Genomic DNA, 25,570 nt, shown 5'->3' on the forward strand with positions numbered 1-25,570 from the left:
GCCGCGCTCAGCGCCCGACGCCTTCGAGCCCGCGCGTGTCGAACTGCAGCAGCACATCGCGGAACGGGGTGAGTCGCGTGGACAGACCGACGATCACGCCGAGCGTGTTGGCGAATGCGTCGGCGGAATCCTGCATGCGCGTCTGGGTCAATGCGCCCTGCGCGTATTCCAGACCGATTCCGAGCAGCACCAGGCCGACGCCGGCCCCGAGCAACGCCGGCCAGCGCGCGTAGAGCTGCACCGCGGCGGCGGCCAGCGCGAAATAGGCGAGGAAGTGGCCGAGCTTGTCGCCATCGGGCACGTCCGGCATCGGCACCGACGGCGCCAGCGACAGCACCACGACGGCCGCGATCGCCGCGATCCACAGCCCGCCCCACAGCACCGGGCGACGCAGCGGCTTGAACGAACGGCCGAAGCGCGGACGCCGGTTCATGCGTACGTGCTCACAGACGATGGCTCATGTCGCCGATCAGGAAGGCGTGGTCGAACTCCACATTCTTCGCGAATCCGATCGCCTGGAAGGCCTCGCCCATCTCGCCCGGCAGCGTGAGCCGCTTCGCCTGCTGGCGCAGCGTGTAACGGCCGGCCTCGTCCGTCGCCAATGCCTCGTGCGCGGCCAAGCGTTGTTCGAGACGGTTGCCGAGCAGCAGCGAGGTCTGGTTGCAGTACCCGGCGAACTCGAAGCCGGCGTGCGTACCGGCCTCGGCCAGCGCGGTGAAATCGACCGACGCGGTCAGATCCTGCAGGCCCGGCAGCGCGAACACATCGCCGGTCACCTGGTGACGATGGAAAGCGCGCAGCGTGCCGGCGTCGCGATCGTCGCGGTAGAACTCGCGCCGCGCATAGCCGTAGTCGACGAACAGCATCGCGCCACGGGTCAAGCCGCCAGCGACCGCCTGCACCCAGTACGGCAGCTGCGGCAACAATTCGGAGCGGTAGCCATCGGGCAACGGCCCACCGCGTTGACGCTCGACGTGGCGCACGGCCGAACCGAGCAGCGCATCGGCCGGATGCACGGTGCGGCCGAAGCCGTCGCCATCGCGGGTGACGTATTCCTCGAACACCTCGCCTTCGCCGATGACGAAGCGTGGCGTCGGCAGCGCATCGACGACCTCGTTGGCGAACAGCACGCCCTGCCAATCGCCGGGCATCGGGCCGTCGACCCAGTCCACGCGCGCGAACAGATCCGCCGGCAGGCGTTGCTGCAGATGCGCGCGCTGGCGCTCGCGCAGATCCGCGCTGGGTTCGAGGATCGCGTAGCGCGCTGGCGTCGCATCGAGCGCCGCCAGATGCGCCAGCGCATCGCCGGCGAACGCACCGCTGCCGCCACCAATCTCGAAGAACTGCGCGTCCGCGCCGATCTCGCGCAGCACCGGCGCGAACGCCTCGGCGATGCATTCGGCGAACAGCGGCCCGAGTTCGGGCGCGGTGACGAAATCGCCGGCAGCGCCGAACTTCGCCGCGCCCGCGCTGTAGTAGCCCAGGCCCGGCGCGTACAGCGCCAGCTCCATGAACTTCCAGAACGGAATCGCGCCGCCCGCCTCGTCGATCTGGGCGTGGATCAGGGCGCGCAGGCGTTCACTGTGAGCGAGCGCATCGTCACTCGGGGCGTGGGGCTGGCTGGACATGCAGGGGTTCCGGAACAGTCACGGATCAGGATACGCGAGCCCACCTGACGGCCTGCCGTCACGCACGCGCTTTCGGCACGCAAAAGGCGTCGATGGGCAATTGCGGTCGGCCGCGAAGCTTCTGCCCCCACCCCAACCCCTCACCCGGCGGGAGAGGGACGATGACCGCCTCCGGCCCACGGGACTGGGAGCGACCGGTGGCGTAAGGTGACCACCCTTCGCCACCGCATTTACAGGCATGTCCGCATTCGCCCCCGTCGTTCTCGTCACCGGCGCTGCCCGACGCATCGGCGCGGCGATCGTGCGTCGTCTGCATGCAGATGGTTATGCGGTCGCCCTGCACTGCAATCACTCGCGCGGCGCCGCCGATGCGCTGGCTGCCGAACTCGATGCACAACGCGCCGGCAGCGTGCACGTGCTGCAGGGCGATCTGGCCGATGCGGCCGTGCTGCCGACGCTGGTCGAGGACACCGTCGCGCACTTCGGGCGTCTCGATGCGCTGGTCAACAACGCCGCGACCTTTACGCCGACGGCGTTCGATTCGACGGGTGCCGATGCCTTCGACGCGCTGATGGCGACCAATGCGCGCGCGCCGTTCCTGCTCGCGCAGGCCGCAGCCCCGCATCTGCGCGCGGCGCGCGGGGCGATCGTCAACATCGGCGATCTGTATGCCGAACGTCCGCGCGCCGATCTGGTCGCTTACGCAGCCTCGAAGGCTGCACTGCTGGGCCTGACGCGCGGCCTCGCGGTTGCGCTGGCGCCGGAGGTGCGGGTCAATGCGGTGTCGCCAGGCGCGATCCTGTGGCCGGAAGACGGCGAGGATGCCGCGCAGCAGGCGCGCATTCTCGATGCGACGCCACTGGCCCGGCTCGGCAGCGCCGAGGAAATCGCCGACGCCGTCGCCTGGTTGCTGCGTGGCGGCTTCACCACGGGTGAGGTGCTGCGGCTCGACGGCGGACGTTCGCTCTAGCGCTCACCCGCTTGACCCGTGCGGGCACGCCTAGGCCTTCGGCTCGAATGCGTGTTCGAGCTGCGCGCCGGAGAACCCGTCCGGCACTTCGTGCGACACCGCGTAGCGGTACAGCGCAGCCGAATAGATGCCGGTCAGCGCTGCCTGGTAGACGCCCAGCAGCAGCACGCCCAGCGCACAGACAACGCCGATGGCGATGCCCAGCACGACTGAACTCTGCAGCGCGACGAAGGTCACGCCGACTCCGATCATCGCGACCAGCGTGGTCAGCAATCCGAACGCCGCGCCGATGCCGACGTTGCCGATCGCGTTCTCGCCCCAGGTGCGCTTGAGCAGGGTCACACTTTGCTTGAGCGCGTCGATCGGGCCGATGTCGCGGCTGACCAGCACCGGTACGACCAGAAACGTCGCCAGCGTCCAGGCCACACCGAGACCGCTGCCGATCAGCCGCACCAGGACATTGTCTTCCTTGTGCTTGAGCGACTGCAGCAGCACGCCGACGGTCGCGGCGATCGCGGCGTAACCGAGAATCGCCGGCAGCCGGCGTTTCGCCGCGGCGAGACCATCGGACAGTGTCGGATCGCCGCCGTCGAGGCGGATCATCGCCGCGCCGACCAGCGCGCAGTTGAAGAACACGATCACCGTGTACTGGCAGAAGTAGAAGACGAAGGCGAGCAGCAGGCCGGCGAAGCCGATGCCGTGCTCGAAGACGCGCAGCGCGAACAGCGGCAGCACGAAGGTCGCCAGCACCGCCAGCGTGGCCAGTCCCGACAGCATCGGGAACAGCATCAGTTCCTTGTCCGAACGCAGCACGGCCGCGCTCGCCTTCACCAGATCCCAGCTCCGCGACAGCTTGTCGAACATGATCGGTCTCCCCTGTATGTACGCGACGCCGGCATGCGGACGTCGACTGGATGGTCCCGCCCGCCGGGCGCGATGCCCAGTGACAGAGGTCACCTTCTGCGCTCAGGCACTACCACGACGTATCGTCGGCGACCTCTGTGACCAACCGCTGCGCCGCGGCCGCTGCCCGCACCGCCACCTGCAGCGCTGGGAGGCCCGCGAACAGCGCCGGCTCGGCGAACGCACGTCGCACGGCGACCTCCAGGCCCGCAGGATCGCGCAGCCACAACGCCGCGCGCGCGTGCTGCAGGCGCGCAGCGTGATCGAACTGGTCGTAGTCCTGCGGGCAGACGATCGCCGGCCGTCCCGCCGCCAGGCACTGGTAGAGGATGCCGGCGCCGCCGTGATGCACGACGAGGTCATAGCGGCCGATCCAGCGCGCGTAGTCGACGTAGGCCAGGCGTTGATGGTTGCCGGCGTGCGCGTGGTGATCCGCAGCGGCGTCGCCATCGGTGAAATGGAATTCCACGTCGGGCATCGCGGCGGCCAGCGCGCGCAGACGCAGATCGAATGCGTCCTTGGCCCAGCGCAGATGCGTGCCGAGTGTCACCAGCACATGGCGGCGACCTTCGACGAATTGCGGCGCCGGACGCGGCGCCAGCCACGGCGTCTCGGTGCCGGGCGCCGGTAACTGCGGCCCGACGAAGCGCAACGCGGCCGGCCAGGTTCGCTGAAATTCCAGCGCCTCGATGCCGAGCGCGAGGATGCGTTCGGGCGAGTAGACCGCCTCGCTGCCGTCGTCGCGGTAGAGCTGCGGCAGACCCAACGCGGTCATGCGCCGCCGGTACGCGCGATGCACGCCGCGCTTGAAGCCGCGCACGGCGAGCCGCGCCAGCGCGTGCCGGAGACGCTGGCCGGCATGTGTCGCAGGCGACAGGCCGCCCATGTAGGCCGGCGGCCCATCGGGTGATTCGAGCACGCACGGCGACGGCAGACTGGTCCACCAGCGGATGCCGAGCGACTCCGCGACCGCGCCAACGGCCGGCACGGTGAAATCGGCAACGACCAGGTCGGGTCGCGTCGCCGCATCCGCATACGTATCGCGCAGCGCCTGCGCGAAGCGCGCCATGACGTCGAGCGCGGCGCGCAGTTGCCGGTGCATGCGTAGCGGATGGCTGCGCACGGCATGGCGCGGGTCGGAGATCGCATCGAGCGCGCGTTCGGCGTCGGCATCGAGCAGTGGCACGCCGACGAGGCCGGCGCGCGCGACCTGCGCCATCGCCGACGGCGTCGACAGCACGCGCACCTGGTGACGCGTGGCGAGTTCGCAGGCCATCGCGAGCACCGGATGCAGATGACCGCTGTAGGGCGGCGCGATCAGGTCGATGCGCATGGCGTCGCCGCGATGAAGTCGTCGCACAGCGCGCGCACCTCGGGCTGGCGCAGGTAGTCCATATGGCCGCCGTCGACGCGGTGTGCCGGCCCACGCCAGCCCGCGCGCGAGATCCAGTCGCTGCGGCCCTGCACGCACAGCAGGCGGGCGACGTCCGGCGCGTGTCGCGCGACCGGGCCATAGGCGAAGACGTGCAGGCGCGCGCGCAGCGCTGCGTCCAGATGCAGGTTCGCCAGCAGTTCGAGCCCGCAGCTGCCGGCCAGCAGCACGACCGTCCCATCGCCGTCGAACGCGGAGGCTACGGATGCGCGGTGACGGCTGGCGAATGCGGGACGACGCGCACCGAAGTAATCGCCGAGGTTGCGCCACGCCGCCAGCGGCAGTGCGGCGGCGACGTGCCCGGCTTCTGGCGCGACATATGGAAAGTTTCGATCGACAGGTTCGCGGCCCGGCGCGCGCAGCGCATCGAGAAAGCCCTGCTGCTCCGGACTCAGGCCGCAGCGCGACGGATCGCTGCGTCCGGTCAGGAACGCAATGCGTATTGGCGTGGCGATATCAGACGACATGGAAGCCGCCGTCGGCATGCACGCGATAGCGTCGGCTGCGCCAGCGCACCGTGCGCACGCACGTCGCATGCAACAGGTGCAGCGGCTGCAGGAGTTCGGCCAAGAGCGACAGCAGCGGGCGCTGCGGCGCGGAGACGCCGAGCCTGCGCTGGAGCCATGCGGGCACGGCGGCACGCAGCACGAGCACGCCGATCACGCAGAGCGCACCCGTCATCGTGGGCTGCACCGACAGCGCCACGCCCATCGCCCACAGCAGCAGTGGCGGCAGACCATGCAACACCGTGATCAGGACGCGCATCCGCATCGGCTGGCGTCGCAGCAACAGGGTCGCGAACAGCATCCAGCGATGCATCTGGCGCAGGTAATGCGCCGGGCCGTCGATGCTGGTGCGCACGTGCACCGGGGCGGTGGTCTGGGCGATCCGACCGCCGCGTGCGCGGACCTGATCCGCCATCGCCAGATCGTCGGCCAGCGCGTGCAGCAGCGGCGCGAATCCGCCCAGCGCGCGCAGGCGTGCGGTGCGCAGCGCGTAGCACATGCCGTTGATCGACACCGGCGACGCCCACGCCAGCGGCGCGAGATAGGTCAGCGCCGCGTTGTCGTTGACGAACTGCGCCAGCAGCCGACCCGGCAGGCGTTCGCCATCATCGACATAGCCGGGCAGCGCAGTCGCGATGTCGGCGCCGTTGAGCGCCGCGACTAGACGCGCCAGCGCGTCCGCCGACAGCGTGGCGTCGTCGTCGAGCACAAGACACACCGGCGCTTCGACCGCCGCCAGCGCACGGTCGAGCTTGAAGCTCTTTGGATTGACGCCGTCCGGCGCGGACGGATTCACGTGCACGACGATGCAGGCATGCGGATGCGTCGCCTGCAGCGCCGCGACCACCGACTGCGCGTGCGTGTCGCCGTCATCGATCAGCCAGTGGAAGCGTGCATCGGGCAGTGCATCGAGCGTCACGCCCAATACGTCGATCAGCCGCGGATCGCCTCCGAGAATCGGCTGCAGCACCGCGACCTCGTGCATCGCGAAAGCAGCATTCGGCGTTGGCAACGCTGACTGGCGACGGATCTCGCGCCATGCACAAACCGCGCGCGACGCCAGCAATGCGCCGTATGCGCAGGCGAGTACCGCGGCGAGGCTCAAGCCGCCCACTGCGCCCGCTGCCAGGCGATGAAGTCGTCGATGCCGGTGTCGATCGACACGCTCGGCGGGCCGAGATCGGCGAGCATACGCGCGGGATCGAAGGTCTTCGAATACGCGAACACGCCGACGCCGAAGCGCGTCAACGGCGGCTCGCCGCGCAGTCGCAGCCCACGCCACAGCCATTCGGCGACGGTCGCCATGCGCAGGGCCGCACCGATGCGCACGCGGCGTCTCGGCGGCGGCAGATCCAGGCGCGCCAGCACGTCGAGCAGCAAAGCCTGGATGTCGACCGGCTGCGCATTGGTCAGGTTGTAGCTCTCAGCCGGATTCGCCATCGTCGCGACGCGCAGCAGGTAATCCGACAGCGTGTCGATCTGGATCAGGTCGCCGATCACGGGCCGGTCCTGTCCGGTGAAGAGCGGCAGTGCACCGCGGCGCGCGGCTTCGAGGATGCGCGGAAACAGCACCGTGTCGCCGACACCGAACACCGCACGCGGCCGCACGATCACGTACTCGCCGGGATAGGCGCGCACCAGCTGTTCGCCGGCGTACTTCGTCTCGGCGTAGGTATTGACGAACGTCGGGCCGACCGGGCTGTCCTCGCGCAGGTCGACCTGGTGCGCTTCGCGATAGAACACCGAACTCGACGACAGATAGACCAGGCGCGGATGGCCGTTGCGACGGCAGAAGTCGATGACGTGCCGCGTCGCGTCGACGTTCTGCGCGATGTACTCGGCGCGCGTGCCCCACGGCGACGAACGTGCGGCGGCATGGATGACCACGTCGGGCTGCACCGGCAGATCGAAGGGTTGGCTGAGATCGCAGCGGATGTAATCCGGCAGGTCGGTTGCGCGGCGCCCGGTGCCGAGGAGTTGCAGATCGTCGCGACCCGCATGACGTCGCAGGAACGCCCCACCGACGAAGCCGGATGCACCGGTCACGAGGATGCGCATGCGGGACCTCCATGCGTCGCCGCGCGATACGTGTCGAGACTGGCCTGGCAATGCGACGGCAGGATCGCGACATCGGGCGCGGCGTGCGCGAGTGTGTGCAGCCGTTCGACGGTGCGCACGTAGGCCGCCCAGTCGTGGGTCACCAGCCGCGCCGGCCATGTCGGCAGACGCCGCTCGCGGAACGTCAGATGCGACCAGCAGGCATCGGCGCACAACAGGACCGCGCGGTCCTGCGCATCGCGCAGGCACAGGCCCATCTGCCGCGGCGCGTGGCCCGGCATCGGCACCGCGAACAGGCTGCCGTCGCCGAACAGGTCCACGCCTTCGCCCAGGGTCTCCCACGGCGCCGGCAGCGCGCGCGCGACGCCATCGCCGGCGTAGCGCACGCGCGCATCGAAATCTGTCGGCAGCAGGGCCGGCAGCCAGCCGTTGCGCAGACCGCGCACGCGCGACATCGCGCGCATCGACTCCAGGTCTTCGCGCATGCAGATGAAGCGCGCGTTCGGCAGGTCGCGCAGGCCGGCGATGTGGTCGGCGTGGAAATGCGAGACCAGGCACCAGCGGATGTCGGACGGTCGCAGGCCGTGCGCGGCGAGCTGCACCTCGAGCCGCTGCGCCTGCGGCAGGTCGACGGGCGTCGCCCATCGGTACAGACGCTCGGGGAATCCCGCGGTCGCGTCCATGAAATGCGGCGCGTAGCCGGTGTCGTAGAGGATCGCGCCCTCGGTGGGATGCACGATCAGCGCGACCATCGACGGAAACGTCACGTTGCCCCAGCGTCCACCCGCCAGCGTGACGCGCTCGCAGTGGCGGCACTGGCCGACATCGAACAGGGTCAGGTCGACGCGCACGTCAGTACCGCAGCACCGCGCCGCCGACCGACAGGCCGGCGCCGGTGCCCAATAGCAGACAGGTCTGCCCGCGCTGCAGGCGGCCGGCATGAATCGCGTGGTGCAGCGCATGCGGCAGCGAGGCCGCGACCTGGTTGCCGTGTTCGCCAAGGATGCGCACCGTGCGCGCTTCAGGCAGACGCAGCGCCTGCATCATGCGGTCGAGACCACCGCCCGAAGCCTGATGCGGGACGATGCAGTCGAGCGCGTCGGTCGTGAGACCGGCCGATTCGAGCAGGCGCGTCAGCAGGCGCGGCAGACGACGGCCAGCCGTGCGGAACGTCGCCGGGCCGTCCATCTCGAAACGATAGGCATCGCGATCGTCGTTGCGCGGATCGCCCGGCGCGATGCGCGTGCCGCCGCCGCGGATGCGGCAGGCATCCGCACCGTCGGCGAAGGTCTCCATGCGCCAAGCCAGCAGCGCCGAATCCTCACCGGGCGCCGCGGCACCGAGCACGACCGCCGCCGCGCCGTCGCCGAACAACGGTGCAGTCACCGGATCGTCGGCGCGCAGGCCGCGCGACGGCACTTCGCTCGCGACGACGAGCACGCGTCGATACCGGCCGGCCGCGATCGATGCAGCGATCAGATCCAACGCGACCAGAAAGCCGAGGCAGGTCGCGTTGATGTCGAAGGCCGGAATGCCCGAGCCGCCGAGACCCAGCGCGCGTTGCACCAGCGCGGCCTGACAGGGAATCGGCTGCTCCATGACGGCACAGGTCGAAACGATCGCATCGAGCGCGCTGGCGTCGATGCCGGCCGCGTGAAGCGCCGCTTCGGCAGCGCGGGCCCCCATCCACGATGCGGTTTCGTCATCGCCCGCGACGCCGCGCATCGCGACACCCGTCGCGGCTTCGCTGCTGCCCGGCGCAAGCCCCAGGCGCGTATCGAACACCGTCGACGCCACGCGCTGCGCCGGGTGATGGCAGCCGGTCCCGAGAATGCGCAGGCCCGCAGGCGCATCCATCAGCCGGGCGCGTCCGCGTCGAGTCCATCCACGCGTGCGAACACCGTGTCGCGATCCGCGTGCGCGTTCCACAACTGCGCGAGCGGCGTGCCGTCGACCGGATGCGTCCAGTCGGGTGCGATTTCCGCAGCGGGTCGCAGCACGAAGGCGTGGCGCAGTTCGTCACGCGGGATCCGGAGATTGCCGGCGCCGCTCAGCACCGCGTCGTCGAACAGCACGATGTCGATATCGAGCGTGCGATCGCTGTAGCGCGGACCGCTGCGATCACGCCCGTGCGCGTCCTCGAGTGTGTGCAGCCAGTCGTTCAACGCGGCCGGCGTGAGGTCGGTGCGCAGCGTCGCCGCGGCATTGAGGAAATCCGGGCCGATGTAGCCGACAGCCGGAAAGCGGTAGACCGCCGAGACCACCAAATCGTCGAAGCGCGCCCGCAACGCGGCGATCGCCGCGCGCAGATGGGTCTCGGGATCGACATTGCTGCCGAGGCTGAGCAGGGCGATGGGCATGGCGCGCTCCGGTGGGGGCGCCATGATCGCCGATTGCCCCGCGTCCGCGCGAGGCGTGGCGCTTGGCTCAGCCGGCGTCGGGCGCAGGCACCGGCGGTTCGGCGCGCACACGCGGGCCACGCGTGTGCGCTGGATCGCCCGCATCGTCGAGCCGGCGCAGATTGACGTCCAGCGGCGCGTCGCTGTGCGCCTGGAACACGCGCAGGTCGAACTCCGGCAGGATCGCCAGCATGTGGTCGAAGATGTCCGACTGGATGCCCTCGTAGACGCCCCACGCGGTGCTCGAGGTGAACGCCCAGATCTCCAGCGGCAGACCCATCTCGGTGGGCTGGTGCTGGCGCACGAGCATCGTCAGATCCTGGTTGATGCCGGGATGGTTGCGCAGGTAATGCTCGATGTAGGCGCGGAACGTGCCCAGATTGGTGACGCGCCGGTGGTTGACCGGCTCGGCGCCGTTCGCGGCCAGACGCGCGTTCCATTCCTGCAGCTCCTGTTCCTTGCGGTCCAGATAGCCGTCGAGCAGGCTGAAGCGACGGAAGTGTTCGATCTCCGCCGGTTCCAGGAAGCGCACGCTGCGCTGGTCGAGATGGAGCGCGCGCTTGATCCGGCGGCCGCCGCCTTCCGACATGTGACGCCAGTTCTTGAACGAATCGCTGACCAGCTTCTTGGTCGGCACCGTGGTGACGGTGCGGTCCCAGTTGCGCACGGTGATCGTGTGCAGCGCGATGTCGATGACGTCGCCGTCGGCGTTCTGGCCCGGCATCTCGATCCAGTCGCCGAGACGCACGCGGCCGTCGTTGCTGATCTGCACGCTGGCGACCAGCGACAGGATGGTGTCCTGGAAGATCAGCATCAGCACCGCGGTCATCGCGCCGAGGCCGGTGACGATGTGCAGGAATTCCGCGCCGATCAGCGTCGCGACGACCGAGATGCCGACCAGCACGAACATGATGATCTTCGCGACCTGGAAGTAGCCCTTGATCGGCTTGTTCTGCGCGTCGGGGCGGCGCTCGTAGTTGCGGTTGATCGCGTCGAGGCCCTTCGAGATCGCCATCGCGATCGTCACCACCACGAACACCTGGCACAGCGCCTTGACCACGGTCACCAGCTGCGGCGGCAGGTCGGGGACGATCGAGATGCCGGCCGAGATCACCAGTGCCGGCACGACGTTGGCCAGACGCGGAATCACCCGCAGCCGCACTTCCTGGTCGTGCTGCGCGCCGCCGAGCGGCGACTTCATCAAAAGCTGCCGGAGTCCCCGCAGCAGCACGTGCTTGGTGACGAAATTCGCGATCCACGCCAGCAGCAGCAACGCGCACAACACCGTGACGGTATAGGCCCAGGGATACGGCGCAAGGACGTCGCGGAGGCGTTCGAGTTGTGTCTGCATCGTGCGGGGATCTCCGGGTCGCGCGCCACGCAGGCGCTACGCCAGCCCGCGTTGCATCAGGTCTGGCGCGTACGTTCGATATGGACGCCGACCGCGCGTGCACCACGCACCGCACCCGGCTTGCTGAGCTTCAATCGTACCCAATCGACCTTGAACTCCTCGATCACAATCGCCGCGCAACGCTCGGCGAGCGTCTCGACGAGACCGAATTCCGATGCCGACACGTAGTCGATCAGCCGCTTGCTGACGGCCTTGTAGTTCAGCGTGTCGTGGATGTCGTCGCTGGCCGCGGGCACGCGGTTGTCGAACGCCATCTCCACATCGAAGACCAGCGGCTGGCGGATGCGCCGCTCCCAGTCGTAGATGCCGATCAGCGCCTCGATCTCGAGGCCTTCGATGAAGACTTTGTCCATGGCGGCGATTGCATGCGGCGGAAAGTCCGCAGCTTAGCGGCAGCGATGCGGTGGCGTCGCGTGGCTGATCACGCCGCGGCGAGCGGCGGCAACGTCGCCATATCCCAGCGCGGCACCACGTGCACCGCGGCATCGCCGTACTGGCCGGCTTCGAGACGCAACGCGCCGGCGAACGCGATCATCGCGCCGTTGTCGGTGCACAGCGCCGGACGCGGGAAACAGACGCGACCACCGCGACGCTGTGCGTCGGCGCGCAGCTTCTCGCGCAGACGCGTGTTCGCGCCGACTCCGCCGGCGACGATCAGCGTGTCGAAGCCCGTGGCATCCAGCGCGCGTGCGCACTTGATCGCCAGCGTGTCGACCACCGCGTCTTCGAAACCGCGGGCAATGTCGGCCTTCGTCGTGTCGGTCTTGTCGCTGGCCTGCCAGGCCAGCAGCACCTGAGTCTTGAGCCCGCTGAAGCTGAAATCCAGGCCCGGGCGCGTCGTCATCGGCCGCGGAAACTTGAACACGCCGGGCGTGCCGTGTTCCGCCAGCGCCGCCAGCTGCGGACCGCCCGGATACGGCAGGCCCATCATCTTCGCGGTCTTGTCGAAGGCCTCGCCGGCGGCGTCGTCGAGCGTCTCGCCGAGCAGGCGGTAGCTGCCGATCGCGTCGACGGCGACGAGCTGCGTGTGTCCGCCCGACACCAGCAACGCGACGAACGGCGCAGCCGGCGGATCGTCTTCCATCAACGGCGCCAGCAGATGGCCTTCCATGTGGTGCACGCCGATCGCCGGCACATCGAGACCCCAGGCCAGCGCGCGCGCGACACCGGCGCCGACCAGCAGCGCGCCGACCAGGCCCGGACCGGCGGTATACGCCACGCCGTCGATGTCGTCGGTCGACAGGCCGGCTTCGTCCAGCGTCTGCCGCACCAGCGGCAACAGCTTGCGCACGTGGTCGCGGCTGGCGAGTTCGGGTACCACGCCGCCGTATTCGGCGTGCAGCGCGATCTGGCTGTAGACCGCATGCGCGCGCAGGCCGTCGACGCCGCCGATCGCGGTGTCGTACACGGCGACGCCGGTTTCGTCGCAGGAGGTTTCGATGCCGAGGACTTTCATCGGGGGACTGCCTTCGAAGCGGAAACGGAAGGCCGCGTGGCGCGCGGCGACCCCACGGCTTGCACACCGCTGCAGGGGACCGCTATGATACGCGGCTCGCCGGGCCTGAGCCCGGTGGTATCGCATTCGAAATTCGATTCGAGCCGGCCGTCAGGACCGGACGATCAGATCCCCGGAGATTCCATGCCAAGCGTCAAAGTCCGCGAAAACGAGCCCTTCGAGTTTGCGCTGCGTCGTTTCAAGCGCACCTGCGAGAAGGCCGGTGTGCTCGCTGAAACCCGCAAGCGCGAGTTTTACGAGAAGCCGACCCAGGAGCGCAAGCGCAAGGCAGCTGCTGCTGTGAAGCGTCAGTCGCGTCGCGTTTCGCGCGACGTCACCAAGCGCCAGCGCCTGTATTGACCGGCCCGGGCCGGGGTTTCCCCGGTTCGACCGTTCGATGAAGCAAAAAGCCGGCAGCGCATTGCGCCGCCGGCTTTTTGTCGTCTCCGCCGTGGGCCCGCCCGGTCCCGGCACGTCCCGCACCCGTTGCACCTGGAGCCCGCCATGACCCTGAAGCAGCAACTCACCGAAGACATGAAGGCCGCGATGAAGGGCGGCGACAAGCACGCACTCGGCGTGATCCGCCTGATGCTGGCCGCGATCAAGCAGCGCGAAGTCGACGAGCGCATCGAGCTCGACGACGCCGCCGTGCTGACCGCGCTGGAGAAGATGGTCAAGCAGCGCCGCGATTCAGTCAGCCAGTTCGAAGCGGCGAGCCGCGAGGATCTGGCCCAGGTCGAGCGCGAGGAGATCGTCATCATCGAGCGCTATCTGCCGGAGAAGCTCGGCGAAGACGAGATCCTGGCCGCGATCGCCAGCGCCAAGGCCGAAACCGGTGCCACCAGCCCGGCCGACATCGGCAAGCTGATGGGCGTGCTGAAGCCGATGCTGGCCGGCAAGGCCGACATGGGCGTGGTCTCGCGTCTGGTGAAGCAGTCGCTGGGCTGATGACCGCCGGCGACGGCATCGTTCTGCGCCCGGCACGTCCCGACGACGTGCCGCTGGTGCTCGCGCTGATCCGCGAACTGGCGGAGTACGAGCGCCTGTCCGATGCCGTCGTCGCCGATACGGACCTGCTCGCCGACGCCCTGTTCGGTGACGCGCCCGCGGCCGAAGTCGTGATCGCCGAAGTCGACGGCACGCCCGCCGGCTTCGCGCTGTTCTTCCACACGTTCTCGACCTTCCTCGGCCGTCGCGGCCTGTATCTGGAAGATCTGTTCGTGCGCCCCGCGTATCGCGGCCGCGGCATCGGCACGCAGCTGATGCGGCATCTCGCCGCGCTCGCAGTCGCGCGCGACTGCGGTCGCTTCGAATGGACCGTGCTCGACTGGAATGCGCCGGCGATCGGTTTCTATCGTGCGCTCGGTGCGCAGCCGCAGGACGGCTGGACCGTGCAGCGCGTCGAAGGCGACGCCCTGCGCCCACTCGCGAAGACGACGCGCTGAGACGCACGGCGCTTCACGCGCTGCTACGACCTCGTGCATAAGGTGACGGCAACGCCGCAGTGGACGCACGCGCTCCACACGTCGGCCTTCAAGAATCGCCACGCATGAGCACGTCGCCACAGGACACCCAGGACACCGATGCACCCGTGCGCCACACGCGCTGGGGCCGTCTTCGCACACGCGTCGACAAGGGCGTGACCCGCTTCGAGGAAAGTCTGCCGGCGGCGATGGTCAAGCGTTTCGTCGATGCCGACCTGCTGACCCAGGCGGCGTCGCTGTCGTTCTACACGCTGATCTCGCTGGCGCCGATGCTGGTGCTGGTGCTGTGGATCACCGCGTCGCTGTATCCATCCGCGCAGGAAGCGCTGCTCGAGCAGATCGGTGCGCTGGCGGGCGCCGGCGCCCGCGATGTCGCCGGCACCGTGATCCAGAACGCCACCGAGCAGCCCGACATCGGCTCGCTTGCAGGTCTGTGGAGCACACTGCTGCTGTTCGTCGGTGCGACGGTCGTGTTCGCGCAGCTGCAAGGCACGCTGAACCTGATCTTCCGCACCGACGGCGATCGCCTGCCGGGCGGCCTGATGGTGTTCCTGCGCAAGCGTGTGTTCTCCGCCGGCGTGGTGTTCGCACTGGGCTTTCTGGTGCTGGTGTCGACGCTGATGACGACCGCGGTGGAGTTCATCTTCGCCAACGTGCCGTCGATCCTGCCGCTGGTCGGCAACACGCTGATGCTGGTGCTCTATTCGTTCGCGTTCGCAGTGCTGTACCACTATCTGCCCGACCGCCGCGTGCGCTGGCGCCAGGCCCTGTTCGGCGGCGTGGTGACGTCCGTGCTGTTCGTCGTCGGGCGCTGGGGCATCGGCATCTACATGACCCACGCCGCGCCCGGCAGCGCCTACGGCTCGTTCGGCACGCTGGTGATCCTGCTGGTCTGGATGTATTACGCGGCGACGATCTTCTTCGTCGGCGCGCTGATCACCGCGGTCGTCGACGAACGTGTGCGCCGCAGCTCGGTCGACCGTGCATTGCAGAAGCGCGCCGAGCGCCAGGCGGCTGCGCTTGCGAAGGGGCCGCCGCCCGCGGTTTGAAGAAAGCGCGCCGGATGCGGCGATCCGCGCGGCGCGTGGCATCCTAGCGTCCGCATGATCCGCGTCGCCCCCACCCTGCCCCGCCTGCCCCGCGCCCGCCCTGCGGTCGTGTGCGTCTGCCTGCGTGGAACCCGCTGATGGCGCGCATCCCCGACGCCTTCATTGACGACCTGCTGGCGCGCACCGACATCGTCGAAGTGATCAACGCGCGCGTGCCGCTGAAGCGGCAGGGCAAGGAATATTCGTCGCGCTGCCCGTTCCACGACGAGCGCTCGGCGAGCTTCACCGTCTCGCCGACCAAGCAGTTCTATCACTGCTTCGGCTGCGGGGCGCACGGCACCGCGATCAGCTTCCTGATGAATTACGACCGCCTCGAATTTCTAGATGCGGTCGACGAGCTGGCCAAGCGCGCCGGCATGGAAATTCCGCGCGACACCCAGCAGCGCGAGGCGCGGCCCGACAGTGCGCCGATGTACGACGCGCTCGATGCGGCGTCGCGCTTCTTCGTTCGCGAACTCGCAGGCAACGACGCCGCGCGCAGCTATCTCGATGGCCGTGGCGTCGACGCCACGATCCGCGAGCAGTTCGCGATCGGCTACGCGCCCGATGGCTTCTCGGCATTGAAGGACGCGCTGGGCAAGGACGACGCACGCCGCATCGCGGTGCTGGAGAAGGTGGGCCTGCTGTCGAAGAACGACCGCGGCCACAGCTACGACAAATTCCGCGACCGGGTGATCTTCCCGATCCACGACCGCCGCGGCCGCGTGATCGCGTTCGGCGGCCGCGTGCTCAAGCCCGAGGATTCGCCCAAGTACCTCAACTCGCCCGAGACGCCGCTGTTCCACAAGGGCCGCGAACTCTACGGCCTGTGGCAGGTGCGCCAGGCCAACCAGAAGATCGAACGGCTGGTCGTGGTCGAGGGCTACATGGACGTGGTCTCGCTGTTCCAGTTCGGCGTGCCGCAGGCGGTCGCGACCCTGGGCACGGCGACCACGCCCGACCATGCCGAGCTGCTGTTCCGCAATGCGCCCGACGTGTTCTTCTGCTTCGATGGCGACGCCGCGGGCCGCCGCGCCGCGACGCGCGCGATGGAATCGGTGCTGCCGCGCATGCGTGATGGCCGCCAGGCGTTCTTTCTGTTCCTGCCTGACGGCGAAGACCCCGACACCATCGTGCGCACCGAAGGCGCGCCCGGTTTCGAGGCCCGCCTGACCCAGGCGACGCCACTGTCGACGTTCTTCTTCGACACCTTGGGCGACGGCATCAACCTGTCCACGCTGGACGGCAAGGCGCGGCTGGCCGAACGCGCCAAGCCGATGCTGGCGCAGATTCCCGACGGCGCCTTCGCCGACCTGATGCGCCAGCGGCTCAGCGAGCTCACCGGCCTCGGCGGCGCCGCGCCTGCGCAACAGGCCGCGCCCAGCCGCATGTTGCGCGGTGGTCGCGGCGCGCCGCCGCCCAAGCGCAGCGTGGTGCGCCATGCGATCGCCCTGCTGCTGCAGAAGCCCGGCTTGGCCGCGCAACTGCCGCCGCCCTATCCCTTCGTCGCCCTGCGCCAGCCGGGCATCGAACTGCTGACCGAGCTGATCGCCATCGGCAGCGTCCGCCCGGACATCACCACGGGCGTGCTGCTGTCACAGTTCGAGGAACGCGAGGAAGCGCCAGCGCTGCGCAAGCTCGCGACGCAGGATCTCGCCGGCGACGAGGCCTCGTGGGAACAGGAACTGCGCGACGCGATCAAGCAACTCGACCGCCAGGTGCTGCAGCAGCGCATCGACGACCTGCTCGGCCAGCAGCGCGAGGGCACGCTCGACGCCGCCGGCAAGCAGGCGCTGCGGGAACTGCTGCTCCAGCGCGCCCGCTGATTCCGAAATGTAAGCGTTTTCAGATACATAGCGCTTACATCCCGGTGACGATTCCTTAACCTTCGCGCTGGTCTGATCGCCGCAGGGGGATCGACCGGTCGGAATGGCGCAGTTGCGTCACGGCGACCTGTCCGTCCAGCACCGAGTGTCCGCCGAGTCCGCGTAGACGGGTCCGGCGCGGTGCCCCCTCCCTTTTCCTTCCCCGACAGGTCGTCACCATGATCCGATTCACCCGCCTTCCGTCCGCGCGCCTCGGCGCCGGTCTCGCCCTCTCCGCTGCGTTGCTGCTCGGCGCCTGCGCCAAGATCGACACCCCGCCCGCGCTCGCCAAACCCCTGCATATCGATCTCGCCGCGCCGGTCGCCGAACAGGTCGATCTCGCCTGGCCGCAGAAAGACGGCACTCTGGCCGCCGAACACACGATCAGCCAGTCGCGCGACGTCACCCTGCGCCTGCCCAATGGACAGCAGATCGTCCTGCCGGCCGATCGCGTCGCGTTCAAGCAGCAGGGCGGCCTGCTGGTCGGCGTGAACATCCAGCCCGGCGGCGGTGCGCTCGACCATCCCGACGCGCTGGCGCAGACCCGCCAGTTGCTCGAAGCCAACCGCCTGCTCGATCCCGCCCTCGCCCACACGCTCGACGGCTGGGCGGCACGCAACGATGCACAGCAGACCGCGCGCGTGACGATCCGCGATGTCGACGTGCAGGTCGCGCTGACGCCGAACACCAAGGCCGGCTGGCAGGCCACGCTCGATTTCGAACCGCGCGCCTGCGAGATGCCGGCCGGTCTCGACGGTGATCCGGACGCCTGCCTGCAGGCTACGCCGACCTCCACCGTAATCGCGGGCGGTTGATTCGGCTCGAGGTGTCGCTGCATGCCGGCATCGGCTGCAGCGACATGCGTACGCGGCCATCATCGGCGGATGAGCGTCGTGCGCCTCGCAACGCACGCATACACGACACCGGCGATGGGCGCTTCGGGCGACTCGGCGTAGGATGCGTCGTGATCCGGAAGCTGCATGCCGGATCAGACCCCGGCACGGAACCCGATTCCGTCGCCGCCCCAGAGATCCCAGCGGAGCGCGACGATGGCCAAGAGCCTCGACAAGAAGAAAGAGACCAAGAAGAAGCCGGTCAAGACCCTGAAGGAAAAGCGGGCCGAGAAGGCCGCGAAGAAGTCCTGATGTCCACTGCTCCGGCGGGCCATGCGCCCGCCGGAGCGGATGCGGCGGTCGTCAGCTGATGCGCTGGAAATCCAGCCCGCCCGCCGCAGCGCCGGCGCCCGGCAACCACGGCAGCAGCCAGTGGTCGACCAGCAGGAACGCGAACAGCGCCATCAGGTACACGACGGAATAGTTGAACATCCGCATCGCGAAGAACTCGTCCGGCGGATCGAGCAGACGCCACGCGTACCAGAGAAATACCAGGCCCAGCACGACGGCGCCGCCCAGATAGAACACCCCGCTCATGCCGATCGCGACCGGCAATAGCGTGATCACGACCAGCAGCACGGTGTAGATCAGGATCTGCCAGCGCGTGTAGGCCACGCCGTGCGTGACCGGCAGCATCGGCACCAGCGCGCGCGCGTAGTCGTCGCGGCGGAAGATCGCCAGCGCCCAGAAATGCGGCGGCGTCCACACGAAGATGATCAGCACCAGCAGCAGCGCGTGCGCCCAGTCCCACTGGCCCTGCATGTTGGTCACCGCGGCCCAGCCCAGCAGCGGCGGCGCCGCGCCGGCGATGCCGCCGATGACGATGTTCTGCGGCGTCGCGCGCTTGAGCCAGCCGGTGTAGATCACCGCGTAACCGATCAGCGAGGCGAAGGTGAGCAGCGCGGTCAGCATGTTGACCAGCAGCACCAGGATCGCCATCGACAGCGCGCCCAGCGCCAGCGCGAACACCAGCACCTGCACCGGGCGCAGCGCGCCGGTCGCGAGTGGCCGGTGCGCGGTGCGCGCCATGACCTTGTCGATGCGCTGGTCGATCAGATGGTTGATCGCCGCCGCCGATGCCGCGGCCAGCCAGATGCCGAGCAGGCCGAACACCGTTTCCTTCCACGGCGGCAGGCCGGGCACGGCGAGGAACATGCCGACCAGCGCGGTGAACACGATCAGTGCCACCACGCGGGGTTTGGTCAGCGCCCAGTAGTCGCGTGCCTGGATCGCCATGTCAGTCCGGCCGCTTCAGGCGGGCGAGCAGCGACACCAGCACGAACAGCAGCAACGCGGCGCCGCCGTTGTGCATCACCGCGACCGGCAACGGCAGCGCGAGCTTGACGTTGAAGATGCCCAGCGCGACCTGCGCGCAGGTCAGCAGCGCGAGCGCGACCGCCCAGCCGCGCAGGCCCGGCGTGCGCAGCAGACGCGCGGCGAATGCGATCAGGTACGCGAACACCGCGATCGCCATGACCCGGTGGGCGAGCTGGATCGCCACGCGCGCCGCGCCGTCGAGCACGCCACCTTCGTAATCCACGCCCACACCGCGCCACAGCACGAAGCCTTCGCGGAAGTCGGCCTGCGGCCACCATTCGCCGACGCACTTCGGGAAATCGACGTAGTGGTGCGCATCGGTGACCCAGCCGCCGGCGCCGCAGGCGAGTGCGGCGTAGTTCGCGCTGACCCAGCCGCCGAGTGCGATCTGCACGCCGACCAGGCCAATCGCGCCGAGCGTCCAGCGTCGCAGCGTGGGTGCGTCGACCAGCACGATCGGCTGCACCGTCGCGCGCCACGCCATCCACAGCAGCAGCGAGAACGTCAGCATGCCGCCGAGCAGATGGCCCATGACGATCACCGGCTTGAGCAGCATGGTGACCGTCCATTTGCCGAGCAGCGCCTGGAAGATCACCACCGCCAGCGTCAGCGCGGCCGCGCGGGCGAGATCGATGTTCGACCAGCGCAGCGCGGCGATCAGCAGCAGCGCTTCGCCGAGCGCGGCGATGCCCAGCGCGGCCATGACGTGGCCCTGCATGTACAGCGGTATCGCGAGCGCGACCAGCGCGGACGCGCCGATGATCTGCAGCATGCCGAAGCGGCGACGGCGTGCGGCCAGCAGCGCGAGACCGAGCACCAGCACGCCGAGTGTTGCTGCCAAGTGGCGGTGGACCTGTTCGCGCCAGGCCTTGTCCGATTCGAACTCGCGAATCGCGCTCGCGGCGTGGTCGACGACCTCGGAGGCGGCCTTGGGCCATGCCGCGCGGCCGTAGCAGGTGGGCCAGTCGGGGCAGCTCAGGCCGGCATCGGACAGACGCACGAACGCGCCGAACACGATCACGCACAGCGTCAGCGCGGTGGCGAGCCAGGCGATGCGGTGGAAATGCTTGTGGGTCGACGGACGGAACGATGTCGCGCGCGCGGGGGGCGTGTGGGTCATCACTTGAGTTTCAGCAGCTTGGCCATGTCGCTGCGCAGATCGCCCGGATCGAAGCCCGGGGCGTAGCGCAGGATGACGAACCCGTTCGGGTCCACGACATAGGCGGGAACGCCATTGTCCGCCTCGCCGGGCCCGCCGTCGACGCGCGGTAATGTCGCACGCAGCGCCGGGTCAGCTTCGACGATCCGCCACGCCGGATTGCGGATCGCGCCGTCGGGCACCGCGCCCGCCCACAGGATGTCGACGTGGTCGGCGTTGCGGCCGAACAGCTGCCACACCAGATCGAGCTGCCGCGACAGTTCGACGCAGGTCTGCGCGCAGTCGCGCGGCGGCGCGACGAGAATCCGCCAGCGCCGCTCGGCCGGACGCCAGTCGTAACTGCCACCATCGATGAGGTGCAGCGGATGCGTGCGCAGGTCACCCGGCGGATCGAGCAGCTCGCCCTTGTTCTGCATGCCCGCCGGACGCCAGCCGGAGAAGCGCAGGGCGCCAGCGACGACTGCGCTGCCGAGAAACAGCACCACGATCAGCACCAGCAGCAGGCGATTGCGGTTGCGCTGCGCGGGCGGCAGCGTCTGCGCGGGAGACGGATTCATCGGCGACGGGTCCGGAACGTGAGCACGAGGGCGATGACGAGCACCGCGAGGGCCAGCCCGAACCACTGCACCGCGTAGCCGAGGTGCTTGTCGGGCGTGAGCGTGTTGGGCAGGACATCCAGATCGCGGAGATAGCCGACGTCGAGCGCGGGATCGAGCCGCAGCACGCGTGGCGGCAAGGCCGGCAGGCCGGTTTCGGCGGCGATCGCGGGGATGTCGATGCGGGTCATCAGCACCGCGTCGCCCGGCGTGAGCGCCGGCCCGAGCGCGAGCCCGGGCGACGGCGGCGGTGCGAGCAGGCCGCGCAGGTCGAGATCGCGACCGAGCAGACCGTCGCCGCGCACGATGGCGGCATCGGGCAGCCGCGTCGTGCGATCGACGAGTGCGGTCCAGCCGAGATCGACCAGCAGCGGCGGTGCGTCGTCGGGCGCGAACAGGCGATACACGCGCAGGCCGGGCACGCCGGCCTGGATCTGGTTGTCGAGCACGAAGGCCGGCCGGTCGACGAACTGGCCGCGGCCCGCGCTCCAGTCGTAGTCACGGGCGCGTGCGACGTCGCCGGCAGCGGTCAGCGACACGGGCGTGCGGGCCTCGAGCGTCACTGCGACGGCGTCGAGCATCGCCTGCTTCTGGGACATCCGCGACAGCTGCCACTGGCCCAGCGTCACGAAGGCCGCGATCGTCAGCACCGCCAGCGTCCAGCCGATGATGCGGGTCCGACGCAGACTCACGCGCGGCGCTCCGCGGACTGCAATAATCGGCCGACACACCCAGTGTTCCGGAGCCTGCGATGGTGATGAACGATTCGCTGAAGTTGCTGCTGATCATCGCCTTCGTGCTGCTGATCCTGTGGAACCTGGGCAGCGCGCTGTTCTACATGATGACCGACAAGGGCACGACCGACCGCACGGTGAAAGCGCTCACGCGCCGCATCGGCCTGTCGGTCGGACTGATCCTGCTGGTGCTGCTGGCGATCTGGATGGGCTGGATCAAGCCGCATGGCGTTTACGGCTGAGGCCGGAAGTGGGAAGCGGGCGGCGACGAAGCGCCGCCCGGCGTCGACGCGTCGTCAGACGACGTAGACGAACAGGAACAGGATCAGCCAGACCACGTCCACGAAGTGCCAGTACCAGGCGACCGCTTCGAACGCGAAGTGGTTCTCCTTGGTGAAGTGGCCGCGATAACAGCGCAGCCAGATCACGATCAGCATGATCGTGCCGAGCGTCACGTGCGCGCCGTGGAAGCCGGTGAGCATGAAGAACGTCGAGCCGTAGATGCCCGAGCCCATCGTCAGGTTCAGATCGCGGTAGGCGTGGACGTATTCCTCGATCTGGAAGAACAGGAACACGCAGCCGAGCAGGATCGTCGCGCCGAGGAACACCAGCAGCTGGGTGCGGTGCGCGGCGCGCAGCGCGTGGTGGGCGATCGTGATCGTGATACCCGACGCCAGCAGGATCAGCGTATTGAGCAGCGGCAGACCCCAGGCCGGAATCGTCTGGAACGCCCCGCCGATATCGCCGGGGCCGGCCGACGGCCACGCCGCGCTGTAGCCGTCCCACAGCACCGCATTGGTCATCGCGCCCGAGCCTTCGCCGCCCAGCCACGGCAGCGACAAAGTGCGCGCGTAGAACAGCGCGCCGAAGAACGCGGCGAAGAACATGATCTCCGAGAAGATGAACCACACCATCCCCATGCGGAACGACAGGTCGACCTGCTTGTTGTAGTAGCCCGACACCGATTCGAGCACGACGTCGGCAAACCACTTGAACAGGATCAGCGCCAGCACCGCGATGCCGACGAAGAACATCGGCCGGCCCCAGGTGTGTTCGTTGAACCAGCTGGCCAGGCCCAGCATCGTGACGAACAGCGCGACCGACGCGAACACCGGCCACTTGCTGTCGTGGGGCACGAAATAGAGGTCGGGGTCCTGCTCGGGCTTGGCGTGGGCCATGGCGGTGTCCGGATCGTCGAATGCGTGGTGGCGGAAGGCGCGCTGCGGGCTCAGGGCGCCGCGGCCACACCGGGATTGCCGCGTGCCGGCGCCGCATGGGCGGTCAGACGCGAAGTGAGGACATCGTTCTTGAAGAAGGTGTAGCTCAGCGTGACCGTGTTGACGTCCTTCGGCAACGACGGGTCGATGATGAAACGCACCGGCATGTCGCGCGTCTCACCGGCCTGCAGCGTCTGCGCGGTGAAGCAGAAACATTCGGTCTTCTGGAAGAAGCCCGACGCGCGCGCCGGCGCCACCGACGGCGTGGCACTGCCGACGACGGCCGCGATGCTGTCGTTGTGCGCGTAGTACGTGGTCTCGTACTGCTCGCCGACGCGCACGCGCATGCGGGTTTCGTTGGGACGGAACGACCACGGCAGATGCGAGTTCACGGTCGCGTCGAACTCGACCGTGACCCAGCGCTCGGCCGGCGTCGCGCTCGTCGCCGGCGCGGCGACGGCGCTGTTCTCCAGGCGGATGCCGAACACCTTTTCGCAGGCGATGCGGTACAGCGGCACCAGCGAAAACGTGAACGCGAATGCGACGATCGAGATGCCGACCAGCTTGCCGATGCCGACGGTCGCCGACTTCGGCCGCGTGTCGGTCCGCGTGTCCGGCGTGCGCAGGTCGTCGCTCATGACAGCAGCACCCCGCGCGCGATGAAGCCGATGTACACCAGCGCCGCGATCGCGCCGACGACCACCGCGGTACGCCGCGCACGGCGGCGGCGGACAGCGAGATCGGAACCGGGATCGGGCGTGGTCATCGCGAACTGCATCAGTGGCTGATGTCGTCGTGGGCCAGATCGCCCGGCTTGATCACCGGCGGCTTGGCGAAGGTGTGGTGCGGGGCCGGCGACGGCACCGTCCACTCCAGACCGCGTGCGCCTTCCCACGAACGCGCCGCGGCGGGCGCACCGCGCAGCTTCGAGTGCAGCAGGATCGCGAACATCATGAAGGGCGTGGCGAACATGCCGAACGCGCCGATCGAGCTGATCAGGTTCCAGTCCGCGAACACGACGTTGTAGTCGGGAATGCGGCGCGGCATGCCGGCCAGACCGAGGAAGTGCTGCGGGAAGAACAGCAGGTTGACGAAGATGATCGTCCACCAGAAATGCACCTTCGCCCAGAACTCGCTGTACATCCGCCCGGTCCACTTCGGCCACCAGTAGTACGTGGCCGCGATGATCGAGAACAGCGCGCCGGTCACCAGCACGTAGTGGAAGTGCGCGACGACGAAATAGGTGTCGTGGTACTGGAAGTCGGCCGGCACGATCGCGAGCATCAGGCCCGAGAATCCGCCGATGGTGAACAGGATCACGAACGCGATCGCCCACAGCATCGGCGCCTCGAACGTCATCGCGCCGCGCCACATCGTCGACACCCAGTTGAACACCTTCACGCCGGTCGGAATCGCGATCAGCATCGTCGCGAACATGAAGTAGATCTCGCCACCCAGCGGCATGCCGACGGTGAACATGTGGTGCGCCCACACGATGAAGCTCAGGAACGCGATCGATGCGGTCGCGTAGACCATCGCCTGGTAGCCGAACAGCGGCTTGCGCGAGAACGTCGGCAGGATTTCCGAGACCACGCCGAACGCCGGCAGGATCATGATGTAGACCTCGGGATGCCCGAAGAACCAGAAGATGTGCTGGTACATCACCGGGTCGCCGCCGCCGGCCGCGTTGAAGAACGAGGTCATGAAGAACTTGTCGGTCAGCAGCATCGTGACCGCGCCGGCCAGTACCGGCATCACCGCGATCAGCAGGAATGCGGTGATCAGCCAGGTCCAGCAGAAGATCGGCATCTTCAACAGGTCCACGCCCGGGGCGCGCATGTTGAGGATGGTGGCGATGACGTTGATCGCGCCCATGATCGAGCTGATGCCCATCATGTGGATGGCGAAGATCGTCAGCGACACGCTGCTGCCGCCCTGCAACGACAGCGGCGGATACAGCGTCCAGCCACCGGCCGGGCCACCGCCGGGCAGGAACAGCGTCATCAGCAGCAGCGTGAACGCGAACGGCAGGATCCAGAACGACCAGTTGTTCATGCGCGGCAGCGCCATGTCCGGCGCGCCGATCTGCAGCGGAATCATCCAGTTCGCGAGGCCCACGAAGGCCGGCATCACGCCGCCGAAGATCATCACCAGCGCGTGCATGGTGGTCATCTGGTTGAAGAACGTCGGGCTGACGTGCTGCAGACCCGGTGCGGCGAGCTCGGTGCGGATGATCACGCTCATCGCCGCGCCGATGACGAACATCATGAAGGAGAACAGCAGATACAGCGTGCCGATGTCCTTGTGGTTCGTGGAGAAGAACCAGCGCTGGACGAACCCCTGCGGTTGGGCATGGTGATCGTCGTGGTGCGCGTCAGCGGTGGCGGGGTGCGTCGTCGACATGTGCGGTGTGCC

At 68.6% G+C, this 25,570-nt stretch carries 29 protein-coding genes; 8 read left to right on the forward strand and 21 right to left on the reverse strand.

All coding sequences use genetic code 11. The annotated features are described in order from the left end of the window. Positions 1–7 precede the first annotated feature (7 nt). Positions 8–433 carry a VanZ family protein gene (locus tag LU699_RS07260; RefSeq protein WP_232136229.1) on the reverse strand — a complete coding sequence of 142 codons (426 nt, stop codon included), beginning with the start codon at positions 431–433 and terminating at the stop codon, positions 8–10. Positions 434–443: 10 nt separating this feature from the next. Next, positions 444–1,628, reverse strand: coding sequence for a class I SAM-dependent methyltransferase (locus LU699_RS07265; protein WP_232136230.1), 1,185 nt, complete (start codon positions 1,626–1,628; stop codon positions 444–446). Between the two features lie 238 nt (positions 1,629–1,866). On the opposite strand from LU699_RS07265, the gene LU699_RS07270 reads away from it, so the two are divergent. Next, positions 1,867–2,598, forward strand: coding sequence for a pteridine reductase (locus LU699_RS07270; RefSeq protein WP_232136232.1), 732 nt, complete (start codon positions 1,867–1,869; stop codon positions 2,596–2,598). 30 nt (positions 2,599–2,628) lie between these two features. Here the strand turns inward: LU699_RS07270 and LU699_RS07275 are convergent, their stop codons facing one another. The 11 genes from LU699_RS07275 to tsaD all read right to left on the reverse strand — a co-directional run bounded on the left by LU699_RS07275 (position 2,629) and on the right by tsaD (position 12,763). Continuing rightward, positions 2,629–3,462 (reverse strand): DUF6159 family protein, encoded by an 834-nt coding sequence (locus tag LU699_RS07275; protein ID WP_232136235.1) that lies wholly within the window; start codon positions 3,460–3,462, stop codon positions 2,629–2,631. Between the two features lie 109 nt (positions 3,463–3,571). After that, complete coding sequence (locus LU699_RS07280) at positions 3,572–4,834, reverse strand: glycosyltransferase (protein WP_232136237.1); 1,263 nt, start codon at positions 4,832–4,834, stop codon at positions 3,572–3,574. After that, positions 4,819–5,400, reverse strand: a complete 582-nt coding sequence (locus LU699_RS07285; protein WP_232136239.1) for a hypothetical protein — start codon at positions 5,398–5,400, stop codon at positions 4,819–4,821. The genes LU699_RS07280 and LU699_RS07285 overlap by 16 nt, the downstream gene beginning before the upstream one ends. Then, positions 5,390–6,553, reverse strand: a complete 1,164-nt coding sequence (locus LU699_RS07290; protein ID WP_232580535.1) for a glycosyltransferase — start codon at positions 6,551–6,553, stop codon at positions 5,390–5,392. The genes LU699_RS07285 and LU699_RS07290 overlap by 11 nt, the downstream gene beginning before the upstream one ends. After that, positions 6,541–7,497, reverse strand: coding sequence for an NAD-dependent epimerase/dehydratase family protein (locus LU699_RS07295; protein ID WP_232136243.1), 957 nt, complete (start codon positions 7,495–7,497; stop codon positions 6,541–6,543). The genes LU699_RS07290 and LU699_RS07295 overlap by 13 nt, the downstream gene beginning before the upstream one ends. Continuing rightward, positions 7,482–8,348: an MBL fold metallo-hydrolase gene (locus LU699_RS07300; RefSeq protein ID WP_232136245.1), complete on the reverse strand. Its 867-nt coding sequence runs from the start codon at positions 8,346–8,348 to the stop codon at positions 7,482–7,484. Before LU699_RS07300 ends, LU699_RS07295 begins: the two co-directional genes overlap by 16 nt. A gap of 1 nt (position 8,349) precedes the next feature. Then, positions 8,350–9,354: a 3-oxoacyl-[acyl-carrier-protein] synthase III C-terminal domain-containing protein gene (locus LU699_RS07305; RefSeq protein ID WP_232136246.1), complete on the reverse strand. Its 1,005-nt coding sequence runs from the start codon at positions 9,352–9,354 to the stop codon at positions 8,350–8,352. Next, positions 9,354–9,857: a 2-amino-4-hydroxy-6-hydroxymethyldihydropteridine diphosphokinase gene (gene folK / locus LU699_RS07310; protein WP_232136248.1), complete on the reverse strand. Its 504-nt coding sequence runs from the start codon at positions 9,855–9,857 to the stop codon at positions 9,354–9,356. The genes LU699_RS07305 and folK overlap by 1 nt, the downstream gene beginning before the upstream one ends. A gap of 67 nt (positions 9,858–9,924) precedes the next feature. Beyond that, positions 9,925–11,247 carry a mechanosensitive ion channel family protein gene (locus tag LU699_RS07315; RefSeq protein ID WP_232136249.1) on the reverse strand — a complete coding sequence of 441 codons (1,323 nt, stop codon included), beginning with the start codon at positions 11,245–11,247 and terminating at the stop codon, positions 9,925–9,927. 56 nt (positions 11,248–11,303) lie between these two features. Beyond that, positions 11,304–11,660 carry a dihydroneopterin aldolase gene (folB, locus tag LU699_RS07320; protein ID WP_232136250.1) on the reverse strand — a complete coding sequence of 119 codons (357 nt, stop codon included), beginning with the start codon at positions 11,658–11,660 and terminating at the stop codon, positions 11,304–11,306. Between the two features lie 68 nt (positions 11,661–11,728). After that, the gene (tsaD, locus tag LU699_RS07325) at positions 11,729–12,763 is read right to left on the reverse strand and encodes a tRNA (adenosine(37)-N6)-threonylcarbamoyltransferase complex transferase subunit TsaD (RefSeq protein WP_232136251.1); all 1,035 of its coding nucleotides are present in this window, start codon (positions 12,761–12,763) and stop codon (positions 11,729–11,731) included. Between the two features lie 183 nt (positions 12,764–12,946). Here tsaD and rpsU point away from each other — a divergent pair, with 183 nt between their 5' ends. The 6 genes from rpsU to LU699_RS07355 all read left to right on the forward strand — a co-directional run bounded on the left by rpsU (position 12,947) and on the right by LU699_RS07355 (position 18,054). Beyond that, positions 12,947–13,162 carry a 30S ribosomal protein S21 gene (gene rpsU / locus LU699_RS07330; protein WP_101926061.1) on the forward strand — a complete coding sequence of 72 codons (216 nt, stop codon included), beginning with the start codon at positions 12,947–12,949 and terminating at the stop codon, positions 13,160–13,162. Between the two features lie 144 nt (positions 13,163–13,306). Next, positions 13,307–13,750, forward strand: a complete 444-nt coding sequence (locus LU699_RS07335) for a GatB/YqeY domain-containing protein (RefSeq protein ID WP_232136252.1) — start codon at positions 13,307–13,309, stop codon at positions 13,748–13,750. Next, entirely contained in the window at positions 13,750–14,247 is a 498-nt protein-coding gene (locus tag LU699_RS07340; protein ID WP_232136253.1) for a GNAT family N-acetyltransferase, read from the forward strand. The genes LU699_RS07335 and LU699_RS07340 overlap by 1 nt, the downstream gene beginning before the upstream one ends. Before the next feature lie 227 nt (positions 14,248–14,474). Next, the gene (locus LU699_RS07345) at positions 14,475–15,335 is read left to right on the forward strand and encodes a YihY/virulence factor BrkB family protein (protein ID WP_425491063.1); all 861 of its coding nucleotides are present in this window, start codon (positions 14,475–14,477) and stop codon (positions 15,333–15,335) included. 137 nt (positions 15,336–15,472) lie between these two features. After that, complete coding sequence (gene dnaG, locus LU699_RS07350) at positions 15,473–17,200, forward strand: DNA primase (protein WP_232136255.1); 1,728 nt, start codon at positions 15,473–15,475, stop codon at positions 17,198–17,200. A 218-nt stretch (positions 17,201–17,418) separates the two neighbouring features. Continuing rightward, positions 17,419–18,054: a hypothetical protein gene (locus tag LU699_RS07355; protein ID WP_232136256.1), complete on the forward strand. Its 636-nt coding sequence runs from the start codon at positions 17,419–17,421 to the stop codon at positions 18,052–18,054. A 381-nt stretch (positions 18,055–18,435) separates the two neighbouring features. On the opposite strand, the gene cyoE is transcribed toward LU699_RS07355, so the two are convergent. The 4 genes from cyoE to LU699_RS07375 are packed head-to-tail and all read right to left on the reverse strand — an operon-like array spanning position 18,436 to position 21,896. After that, positions 18,436–19,368: a heme o synthase gene (gene cyoE / locus LU699_RS07360; protein ID WP_232136257.1), complete on the reverse strand. Its 933-nt coding sequence runs from the start codon at positions 19,366–19,368 to the stop codon at positions 18,436–18,438. Position 19,369: 1 nt separating this feature from the next. Further along, positions 19,370–20,569 carry a COX15/CtaA family protein gene (locus tag LU699_RS07365; RefSeq protein WP_232136258.1) on the reverse strand — a complete coding sequence of 400 codons (1,200 nt, stop codon included), beginning with the start codon at positions 20,567–20,569 and terminating at the stop codon, positions 19,370–19,372. Continuing rightward, positions 20,569–21,165 carry a hypothetical protein gene (locus LU699_RS07370; RefSeq protein ID WP_232136259.1) on the reverse strand — a complete coding sequence of 199 codons (597 nt, stop codon included), beginning with the start codon at positions 21,163–21,165 and terminating at the stop codon, positions 20,569–20,571. The genes LU699_RS07365 and LU699_RS07370 overlap by 1 nt, the downstream gene beginning before the upstream one ends. Continuing rightward, on the reverse strand, positions 21,162–21,896 hold the full coding sequence (locus tag LU699_RS07375) for an SURF1 family protein (protein WP_232136260.1): 735 nt from the start codon (positions 21,894–21,896) through the stop codon (positions 21,162–21,164). The genes LU699_RS07370 and LU699_RS07375 overlap by 4 nt, the downstream gene beginning before the upstream one ends. Positions 21,897–21,961: 65 nt before the next feature. Between LU699_RS07375 and LU699_RS07380 the strand changes: the two genes are divergently transcribed. Continuing rightward, positions 21,962–22,180, forward strand: a complete 219-nt coding sequence (locus tag LU699_RS07380; protein ID WP_232136828.1) for a twin transmembrane helix small protein — start codon at positions 21,962–21,964, stop codon at positions 22,178–22,180. Between the two features lie 54 nt (positions 22,181–22,234). On the opposite strand, the gene LU699_RS07385 is transcribed toward LU699_RS07380, so the two are convergent. From LU699_RS07385 to ctaD, 4 genes are read right to left on the reverse strand one after another with little or no spacing between them, the layout of a single operon-like run. Further along, the gene (locus LU699_RS07385) at positions 22,235–23,116 is read right to left on the reverse strand and encodes a cytochrome c oxidase subunit 3 (RefSeq protein WP_232136261.1); all 882 of its coding nucleotides are present in this window, start codon (positions 23,114–23,116) and stop codon (positions 22,235–22,237) included. Between the two features lie 50 nt (positions 23,117–23,166). After that, on the reverse strand, positions 23,167–23,793 hold the full coding sequence (locus LU699_RS07390; RefSeq protein WP_232136262.1) for a cytochrome c oxidase assembly protein: 627 nt from the start codon (positions 23,791–23,793) through the stop codon (positions 23,167–23,169). Then, positions 23,790–23,933 carry a hypothetical protein gene (locus tag LU699_RS07395; RefSeq protein ID WP_232136263.1) on the reverse strand — a complete coding sequence of 48 codons (144 nt, stop codon included), beginning with the start codon at positions 23,931–23,933 and terminating at the stop codon, positions 23,790–23,792. The genes LU699_RS07390 and LU699_RS07395 overlap by 4 nt, the downstream gene beginning before the upstream one ends. Continuing rightward, positions 23,933–25,558 carry a cytochrome c oxidase subunit I gene (gene ctaD, locus LU699_RS07400; protein WP_232136265.1) on the reverse strand — a complete coding sequence of 542 codons (1,626 nt, stop codon included), beginning with the start codon at positions 25,556–25,558 and terminating at the stop codon, positions 23,933–23,935. The genes LU699_RS07395 and ctaD overlap by 1 nt, the downstream gene beginning before the upstream one ends. Positions 25,559–25,570 lie beyond the last annotated feature (12 nt).

Origin of the sequence: Luteimonas fraxinea, assembly GCF_021233355.1 — a bacterium.
Taxonomy (GTDB): domain Bacteria; phylum Pseudomonadota; class Gammaproteobacteria; order Xanthomonadales; family Xanthomonadaceae; genus Luteimonas; species Luteimonas fraxinea.